The organism is Bacillus sp. SIMBA_031 (assembly GCF_046535225.1).
GTDB classification, from domain to species: domain Bacteria; phylum Bacillota; class Bacilli; order Bacillales; family Bacillaceae; genus Bacillus; species Bacillus velezensis.
Window position 1 is genome coordinate 1 of the sequence record NZ_JAWRXC010000582.1, and the last position, 245, is coordinate 245.

Consider the following 245-nt stretch of genomic DNA (forward strand, 5'->3'; position numbering starts at 1 on the left):
GAGCCCGGAGGCCTACCCAGCCGCCCACCCGCACGCTTAGCCTCATAAGCATGGCACTGAACATCCAAGTAGTAGTCGATTGCAAGGACCCCCACGCCCTCGCCGATTGGTGGGCGGAGACCCTTCAATGGCAGGTAGAGCCGCAGTCCGAGTCCACCATCCGGTCCATGATCGAGCAAGGCTTCGCAACTGAAGATCAGGCCACCACCCACAAGGGAAAACTCGTGTGGGCCGATGGCTGCGCG

1 protein-coding gene is annotated in these 245 nt (G+C 62.0%); it reads left to right on the forward strand.

All coding sequences use genetic code 11. The features are described 5' to 3' along the window. Nucleotides 1–50 precede the first annotated feature (50 nt). The coding region (locus SB724_RS21455; protein WP_410573057.1) for a VOC family protein at nucleotides 51–245 on the forward strand (195 nt) is incomplete at its 3' end.